The sequence below is a fragment of the Micromonospora solifontis genome (assembly GCF_003725545.1).
Lineage (GTDB): Bacteria > Actinomycetota > Actinomycetes > Mycobacteriales > Micromonosporaceae > Micromonospora > Micromonospora solifontis.
Genome location: NZ_RJLN01000147.1, coordinates 1 through 7701, shown reverse-complemented (window position 1 = coordinate 7701; position 7701 = coordinate 1). Strand labels below are relative to the sequence as shown.

Genomic DNA, 7701 nt, shown 5'->3' with positions numbered 1-7701 from the left:
CGGAGAGCTGCTCCACCTCGGTCCGCCCGTCGACACCGGGCTGAGCCTGCACGGCGGGGACCTGCTGCTGATCGCCGGCGGGACCGGGCTGGCGCCGCTGCGCGCGATCGTCGAGCAGGTCGCCGCCGACCCGGACGGCCGGCGGGTGACGGTGGTCGCGGGCAGCCGGGACGTGGCGGGCCTGTACGACGCGGTCACCCTCGACAGGCTCCAGCAGGCGAATGACTGGCTGACCGTCGTGCCGGCGTTCTCCCACGACCCCCTCGCCGAGCCGCGGGAGCGCGGCGACGCGCTGACCGTCGCAATCGACCACCTGCACGGTGAGCAGCAGGTCTACGTCTGCGGGCCGCCGGCGATGCTGGCGGGCTCGAGGTTGCGGCTGCTCGCCGCCGGGGTGCCCGCCGACCGGATCCACCTGCCGGAGCGGATCCCGTGGCGATGACCGTCTACCGCAGCCGGCACGCCCTGCGGGGCCCGTTCACCCCGGATCGGATCGCCGGTCTGGCGTTGCCGTTGACCCGACGATGGCGGCGCGGCTACCAGGTCGACGAAGTCGATGCCCTGCTGCACCGCCTTGTCTTCGAGTTGCAGCGGCGCACTCGTGAGCGGGACGAGATGCGGGCGGAGAACCAGCGGATCAAGGGTGCCCTACGGGCGTGGCAGGCGGAGCAGCGGACGTACCAAGCTCCGTGATCTCGGCGGCCGGCTCGCCGCCCGGTCGCAGGTGCCCGCCCCGTCTCCGGTCCTACCGCGCCCGCCAGCAAGCTCGCGACATCGGTGGCGATGGCGAGTGGCAACTTGAAACGCGCTGATCGGCCGCATCGCCTGGCGGACCTTGCCGCCACCATCGGTCCGCAGCGTGACGTCCGGTGCGAGCAGCTGCATCAGCGTGTTGATGTCACCAGCGACGGCGACGGCGAGGAACTGTTTGGTGACCTGCCGCTGCCGGGTGCGATCGGCGTGGAAGCGTGGCCGCCGGGCCTGCACGTGCCCGTGGACGCGGTGCGTGGCCTGGCGTACATCGTCCTCGGATCGGTCGGCGACGTCGGCCGGTGCCTCGACTGAACAGCCGGTCAACCTACGGCGGGAGCGCTCCGGTCAGTTCCTTCGTACGCAGAACTCGTTGCCGTCGGGATCGGCCAGCACGACGGTGCCGTCGTCACCGACCTCGAGCGGCGTGGCCCCGAGGGAGAGCAGCCGGTCGACCTCCGCCTGCTGGTCGCCACCGGCCGGGGCGAGGTCGAAGCGCTGCCGGTTCCGCCCCTGCTTCGGGGCCACGGGCGGGCCGCCCCACGCGACCTTCGTGCCGCCGTGCGGTGACTGGATCGCGGTCTCCTCGTTCTGGTCCCACACCAGCGGCCAGCCCAGCGCCTCGCTCCAGAAGAGGCCGACGTCCCGGGTGCCGTCGCAGGTGAGCTCCCCGAGGAAGCCGCATCCGGCGAGGTAGTTGTTGCCCGGCTCGATCACGTCGAACTCGTAGCCCTCGGGGTCGGCCAGGACGACGTGCCCCTCCTCGGGGCGCTGCCCGACGTCGAGGTGACTTCCGCCGAGCCTCAGCGCCGTCGCTACCGTCTGCTGCTGGTCGTCAAGGCTGGCGCTGGTCAGGTGGAGGTGCATGCGGTTCGGCCGCATCATCTCCGCGTCGCTGCGGGCGAACCGGAGACTGAGCTGGGTTTCGTGTCCCGGGAGGAGCACACCACCGGCGTCCTCGACGATCCCCCGGCCGAGCATGCCGGCCCAGAACTGCGCCACGCGATCCGGATCGCGCGCATCGAAGGTCACCGAGAGAAGTCGCGAGTTCATCGCCCCACGCTAGTCTCAGTCGGCCGGCGGCTGGCTCGCCGCCCATTCGCAGATCGCGGCGAGCGGCTTCTCCATGGTGTGCCCGAGGTCGGTGAGCTCGTACTCGACGTGTTGCGGCGCGCTGGCCTTGACCACCCGGCGGCGCACCAGCCCGTCGGCCTCCATCCCGCGCAGCGTTTCGGTGAGCACCTTCTGGCTGATGCCCGGGAGCCGGCGGCGCAGCTGGGCGTGCCGCTGCGGCCCGGCCAGCAGGGCGTAGATCAGCAGGACCCGCCACTTCGCCGCGAACCGTTCCAGCGCCTGCCGGGTCGAGCAGCTTTCCTGGAGTACGTCGGGGATGACGAGGACCATCGCTGCCTCCCGTTGGATCGCCTGATGGGTACCGGAAAGTGCCTTCTGGTCGGTGCCCGCCGGCCGCCCTAGCGTCGGGACCAAGCCTAGTTCGCCGACGCCGATCGGATGGTCGACCGTGACCCAGTTCCGCATCCACACCTACACCGCCGCCGAGAGCGGCATCTTCGCCAACAGCTACCTGCTGGAGACCGCCGACGGCGTGGTGCTCGTCGACGCGAACCTGCTGGTCTCCGACGCGCGGGCCCTCGCGGCCCGGCTCGCCGCGCTGCGTAAGCCGCTGCTGGCCGCGTTCGTCACCCACGCCCACCCGGACCACTTCAACGGCCTGCCGTACGTGGTGGCCGACGACGTCCCGGTCTACGCCGCGGCTGCCGTGGCCGAGGCGATCGCCGAGGTCGCCGAGCCGAAGCGGGCGCAGTGGCAGCCCGTGTACGGGGACGAGTGGCCGGACCGGCACCGCGTCCCGGACCACCCGCTGCCGGCCGGCGGCACCGTCGAGGTGGGCGGGTTGCGGATCGCGGTTCACGACGTCGGTGCCGCGGAGAGCCACGCCGACTCGTACCTGCTGGTGGCCGGCGGCGACCGGCCGGTGGCCTTCATCGGCGACCTCGCCTTCGACGGCACCCACTCCTACACCGCCGACGGGCACACCGGCCGCTGGCTGGCCAGCCTCGACCGGCTGACTGGTGAGCTGCACGGGGCCCGGCTCTATCCGGGGCACGGCGCGCCGGGCGACGCGAGCCTGCTGGCCGCGCAGCGGCGCTACCTGCTGATGTACCGGGAGGCGGTGCGCCGGTTCGCGGACGGCGCACCGACGCTCAGCGAGGCGCAGCGGCAGGAGCTGACCGAGCTGATGACCCGGTTCCTGCCGGGCGCCCCGCTGAGCTGGCTGGTCGGCCTCGGCGCCGACGCCGTCGCCGCCGAGTTGGCCGCCGAGGCGGTGCCCGCATGAACAGCCAGGCAGAGCGCGTCACCTTCACCAGCGACGGCGCCGACCTCGTCGGCGTGCTGCGGCTGCCGGCCGCCGCCGGGCCGGCGCCGGCGGTCGCCGTCACCGGGCCGTTCACCGGCGTCAAGGATCAGGTCGCCGGGACGTACGCGGAACGGCTCGCCCGGGCCGGCTTCGTCACCCTCGCCTTCGACCATCGCGGTTTCGGCGAGAGCGGCGGCCGCCCCGGCCACGAGGACAGCCAGGGCAAGCTCGCCGACCTGCGGGCGGCCGTCGAGCTGCTGCGCGCGCGGCCGGAGGTGGATCCGACCCGGATCGGCCTGGTCGGCGTCTGCCTCGGCGGCGGCTACGCCGTCCGCGCCGCGGCGGAGAACCCCCGGGTGAAGGCGGTCGTCGGCATCGCCAGCGGCTACAACAGCCCCGCCTGGTTCGTCGAGCGGATGGGGGTCGACAACTACCGGTCGGCGCTCGCCGGCTTGCTTGACGCGTACGACGAGTTTCTGCCCGCCGTCGCGCCCGGCGGCGCGGAAGCGGCGATGGGCGGCGACGAACCGTACGCCTACTACGGCACCAGCCGCTCCGCCTCGCCGCACTGGCGCAACCGGCTGACCCGGGGTTCGCTGCACTCGCTGATGACGTTCGACGCGCTCGGCGCGGCCCCGCTGCTCGGCGCGACCCCGCTGCTCGTGGTGCACGGCCGGACCGACGCCTACTGCGCGCCCGAACTCGCCGCCGAGCTGCACCGCCGCGCGGCCGGCGAAAAGGAAATCATCTGGCTGGACGCCGCCCAGCACATCGACCTCTACGACGTGGAGCCGTACGTAACCGAGGCAGCGGACGCCGCCGCCGCGTTCCTGCACCGGCACCTCGGTTGAGTGCGCCGCTTCGCAGCGGCCGGCCGACAGGATCTGGCGCTCGAGGTCGAGGCGTCATCCGCCCAGGGCGGCGATCTCCGCGGCCGAGGCGTTGCCGCCGGTGCACACCACCGCGACCCGCTGCCCGGCGAACTCCTCCGGGCGGGCGAGTACGGCGGCCAGCGCGGCGGCTCCGGCGCCTTCGGCGAGGGTGTGCGCGTGACTGGCCAGCAGCCGTTGCGCCGCGGCGATCTGCTCGTCGTCGACCAGGTGGAAGTCGGCCAGGCCGGTACGCATCAGCTGTTGCGGCAGGGCGAACCCACGCCCGGTGGCCAGCCCCTCGACCCGGGTGCGGTTGGGGCGCTCGACGCCCGTGCCGGCCCGCCACGAGTCGTACGCGGCCGGGGAGGCCGCGGACTGCACGGCGATGACCCGGCAGTGCGGGGCGAGCTTCGCGGCGACCAGGCAGGCCGCGGCGGCGCCGGTGCCGCTGCCGACCGGCACCACCACCGCGTCCAGGTCCGGGCGGGCCGTGAAGATCTCCACGTACAGCGTCCCGACGCCGGCCAGCAGCGCCGGGGTGTCACCGGGGCTGACCAGGAGCGCGTCGGCGGCCGCCGCCAACTGCTCCGCGTGCCGCTGGGCGGCGGCCAGGTCCGGACCGTGCAGGATCGCGGTGGCCCCGAGCGCGCGCAGCGCCCGGACCTTCTCCGCGCTGGCCGTCGCCGGCATGACCACGGTGCACGGCGCCCCGAAGGTGGCTGACGCGTACGCGATGGACTGGGCGTGATTGCCGGTGGAGTAGGTGACCAGGCCGCGCTCGCGTTGCTCGGCGGGCAGGCCGGCGAGCAGGGTGAGCCCGCCGCGCACCTTGAACGCGCCCACCGGCTGCACGTTCTCATGCTTGACGTGGACGGTGGCGCCGGCCACGGCGTCCAGCGCCGGATACGACCACATCGGCGTGGCGGGCAGCTGCCCGGCCAGGAGATCCTGTGCGGCGAGGACGTCGGCGAAGGTCAGCAGGTTTTCCACCCGCTCATCGTCACGGCCCGCCGTTGCATCGGTCCAATGCCAATCCTCGGCAGGTTCCATCGGTCCGGTTGATATGTTTCCGTCGTGCTCGACGTGACCCGGCTGCGGGTGCTCGCCGCGGTCGCCCGGTGCGGTTCGGTCACCGCGGCCGCCCGCGCCCTCGGGTACGCCCAGGCGTCGGTGAGCCACCACATCGCTCGGCTCGAGGCGGAAACCGGCAGCCAACTCGTGCAGCGCGCGGGCCGGGGGATCCGACTCACCGAAGCCGGCCTCATGCTGGCCCAACGGGCGGACGAGATCCTCGGGCGCCTCGACGCGGCCGAAGCCGACCTCGCCGCGTACACGGGGCTGCGCGCCGGCCGGGTCCGGCTGGCCGCCTTCCCGTCCGCGCTCGGCACGTTCGTGCCGCGGGCCGCCGCCGCCTTCGTCGCCGAGCACCCCGACGTCGACCTGCGCTTCACCGAAGCCGAACCGCCCGATGCGGTCCGCCTGTTGCGCGCCGGCGAGGTCGACGTCGCCGTGCTGTTCACCTACCCCGACACCGCCGACGACACCGGGCTGCGCCGCATCCGCCTGCTGACCGAGCCGATCTACCTGGTCACGCCCCTGGACGTGGCCGGTGACCGGCTGGCCGACCACGCCGCTGCCCGCTGGATCACCGGCTGCGAGCGGTGCCGAGCCCACCTGGTGCACAGCTGCGCCGAGGCCGGTTTCCGGCCCGACATCGCCTTCACCACCGACGACTACCTCGCCGTCCAGGCGCTCGTCGCCGCCGGCCTCGGGGTCACCACCCTGCCCGGGCTGGCCCTGACCGCGCAACGACACAGCCGGGTACGAGCAGTTCGGCTACCCGGCCCGGGGCGGCGGATCGACGCCGCCGTGTACGGGCAGCCGCCCGACCCGCCCGCCACCGCCACCCTCCTGGCCCACCTGACGCGAGCCGCCCGGAACGCGCGGACCTGACCGTGGCTGTCAACGCTCGCGTGGGAGGGTTTAGTGGCCCCGCCGGCGGGAAGCTTGCGGATTTGCGACCACAGGAGAGGAAGCCGCATGACGTCGACGAGCCTGCCCGGCGGGACGTTCACCATGGGAGACCTGACGGTCACCCGGATGGGGTACGGCGCGATGCAGCTGGCCGGCCCGCACGTCTTCGGCCCGCCGGCCGACCGCGACGCCGCCATCGCCGTGCTGCGCGAGGCCGTCGACCTCGGCATCAACCACATCGACACAGCCGACTTCTACGGCCCGTACGTCACCAACGAGATCATCCGCGAGGCGCTGCACCCCTACCCCGACGACCTGCACATCGTCACCAAGGTCGGGGCGCTGCGCGACGCCGAGGGCAACTGGCCGCAGGCCCTCGCCCCGGAGCAGCTGCGCCAGGCCGTGCACGACAACCTGGACCGCCTCGGCCTCGACGTGCTCGACGTGGTCAACCTGCGCGTCGGCGGGTTCGACCGGCCCACGCCCGGCTCGATCGAGGAGCCGTTCACGGTCCTCGCGGAGCTGCAGCAGCAGGGGCTGATCAAGCAGCTCGGGCTCAGCACCGTCAACGCCGAGCAGGTCGCGCAGGCGCAGTCCATCGCGCCGGTGGTGTGCGTGCAGAACTTCTACAACATCGCCAACCGGGACGACGACGACCTCGTCGACTCCCTCGCCGGGCAGGGCATCGCCTACGTGCCCTACTTCCCGCTCGGCGGCTTCACCCCGCTGCAGTCCGAGGAACTGCACGCGGTCGCCGCCCGGCTGGAGGCCACCCACCTGGCGGTCGCGCTGGCGTGGCTGCTGCACCGCTCCCCGAACATCCTGCTCATCCCCGGCACCTCCGCCGTCGCGCACCTGCGCGAGAACGTCGCCGCCGCCGCACTGGCCCTCCCCGACGACGCGCTGAGCGAACTGAACATCATCGACTGACCAGCTCAGCCCGGGCGGCCCGGCGACCGGGCTGCCGGCCGTGCGGTCAGGGGGCGGTGCAGATGTTGCCGGCCTTCCGCTTGGCGATCGCCGCGTTCGCGCCCCCGGCGAACTCGGCGAGGGTGTCGGCGCCCGGGTCGTACTGCCACGTCTTGCCGGTCTGGCGCAGCGCGCTGTGTCCGATGTGCTCGCCGCGCCGCCAGGTCAGCTCGACCAGCTCCATGCTCTTCGGCTTGACGTCCTGCAGTTGGATCGGGTCGCCCTTGAAGAACGGGCAGGCGGTGTTCACCTTCTCGAAGTCCTTCTTGGTGATCTTCTTCTTGGCCGCGTCGGTCCAGAGCGCGTACGCGCCGGCCCAGTCGCCGTCGGCGAGCAGCTTGAACTGGCTGTTGGCGACGGCCAGCGCGTCGGCGACGTTCGGGCCGTTGGACACCACGGGGGCGGCGGCCGGCGGGGTCGCGCCGGGCTGGGCGCTCCCGCCCGGGGAAGCGCCCTGGTCGGCGGTGCCACATCCGCTGGCGAGGGTCAGGACGGCCGCGCCGATCAGAGCGCCCGTGGTCCAGCGCATGAGCGAACCTCCAGAGAACAATCGACTGACATCGCTGGGAGCGTTCCCAGGCCTGGCAGTCTGACACCCTCCGCCGGATGCTTCAACCCCTCGCCCGGTCCGGTGCGGAGACCTGCGGCGGTAGGTGCGGGAGTTTGCCGGCCGGCGGGCGGGGTATGGCCGGCCATGCGTACGGCACTCATGAGCGAGCTGCAGCCGGCGTCCGCGCGTCATCCCAGGCCGGCCGG

The 7701-nt window shown here is 73.2% G+C and carries 11 protein-coding genes; 7 read left to right on the top strand and 4 right to left on the bottom strand.

Going from position 1 to position 7701, the window contains the following annotated elements:
• The 3 genes from EFE23_RS26995 to EFE23_RS28330 all read left to right on the top strand — a co-directional run.
• Positions 1–442, top strand: a 442-nt coding sequence (locus EFE23_RS26995; protein WP_500786060.1) for a ferredoxin reductase domain-containing protein, incomplete at its 5' end; no start/stop codon positions are given.
• Entirely contained in the window at positions 439–693 is a 255-nt protein-coding gene (locus EFE23_RS26990; protein ID WP_204335621.1) for a hypothetical protein, read from the top strand. The genes EFE23_RS26995 and EFE23_RS26990, both read left to right, overlap by 4 nt.
• A gap of 90 nt (positions 694–783) precedes the next feature.
• A complete protein-coding gene (locus EFE23_RS28330; protein ID WP_158675936.1) occupies positions 784–1065 on the top strand; it encodes a hypothetical protein in 282 nt (93 codons plus the stop codon).
• Between the two features lie 33 nt (positions 1066–1098).
• Here the strand turns inward: EFE23_RS28330 and EFE23_RS26980 are convergent, their stop codons facing one another.
• Both EFE23_RS26980 and EFE23_RS26975 read right to left on the bottom strand, forming a co-directional pair.
• On the bottom strand, positions 1099–1803 hold the full coding sequence (locus tag EFE23_RS26980; protein ID WP_123243700.1) for a VOC family protein: 705 nt from the start codon (positions 1801–1803) through the stop codon (positions 1099–1101).
• A 15-nt stretch (positions 1804–1818) separates the two neighbouring features.
• Positions 1819–2154 (bottom strand): winged helix-turn-helix transcriptional regulator, encoded by a 336-nt coding sequence (locus tag EFE23_RS26975; RefSeq protein ID WP_123243699.1) that lies wholly within the window; start codon positions 2152–2154, stop codon positions 1819–1821.
• 118 nt (positions 2155–2272) lie between these two features.
• Between EFE23_RS26975 and EFE23_RS26970 the strand changes: the two genes are divergently transcribed.
• Together EFE23_RS26970 and EFE23_RS26965 are read left to right on the top strand one after the other, a co-directional pair.
• Complete coding sequence (locus EFE23_RS26970) at positions 2273–3109, top strand: MBL fold metallo-hydrolase (protein WP_158675935.1); 837 nt, start codon at positions 2273–2275, stop codon at positions 3107–3109.
• A complete protein-coding gene (locus tag EFE23_RS26965) occupies positions 3106–3981 on the top strand; it encodes an alpha/beta hydrolase (RefSeq protein WP_123243697.1) in 876 nt (291 codons plus the stop codon). Before EFE23_RS26970 ends, EFE23_RS26965 begins: the two co-directional genes overlap by 4 nt.
• Positions 3982–4035: 54 nt before the next feature.
• On the opposite strand, the gene EFE23_RS26960 is transcribed toward EFE23_RS26965, so the two are convergent.
• Positions 4036–4992, bottom strand: coding sequence for a threonine ammonia-lyase (locus EFE23_RS26960; RefSeq protein WP_233601162.1), 957 nt, complete (start codon positions 4990–4992; stop codon positions 4036–4038).
• Positions 4993–5076: 84 nt separating this feature from the next.
• Here EFE23_RS26960 and EFE23_RS26955 point away from each other — a divergent pair, with 84 nt between their 5' ends.
• A complete protein-coding gene (locus EFE23_RS26955) occupies positions 5077–5955 on the top strand; it encodes a LysR family transcriptional regulator (protein ID WP_123243695.1) in 879 nt (292 codons plus the stop codon).
• A gap of 87 nt (positions 5956–6042) precedes the next feature.
• Positions 6043–6906, top strand: a complete 864-nt coding sequence (locus EFE23_RS26950) for an aldo/keto reductase family oxidoreductase (RefSeq protein WP_123243694.1) — start codon at positions 6043–6045, stop codon at positions 6904–6906.
• A gap of 46 nt (positions 6907–6952) precedes the next feature.
• On the opposite strand, the gene EFE23_RS26945 is transcribed toward EFE23_RS26950, so the two are convergent.
• The gene (locus EFE23_RS26945; RefSeq protein WP_123243693.1) at positions 6953–7474 is read right to left on the bottom strand and encodes a hypothetical protein; all 522 of its coding nucleotides are present in this window, start codon (positions 7472–7474) and stop codon (positions 6953–6955) included.
• Between the last annotated feature and the right edge of the window lie 227 nt (positions 7475–7701).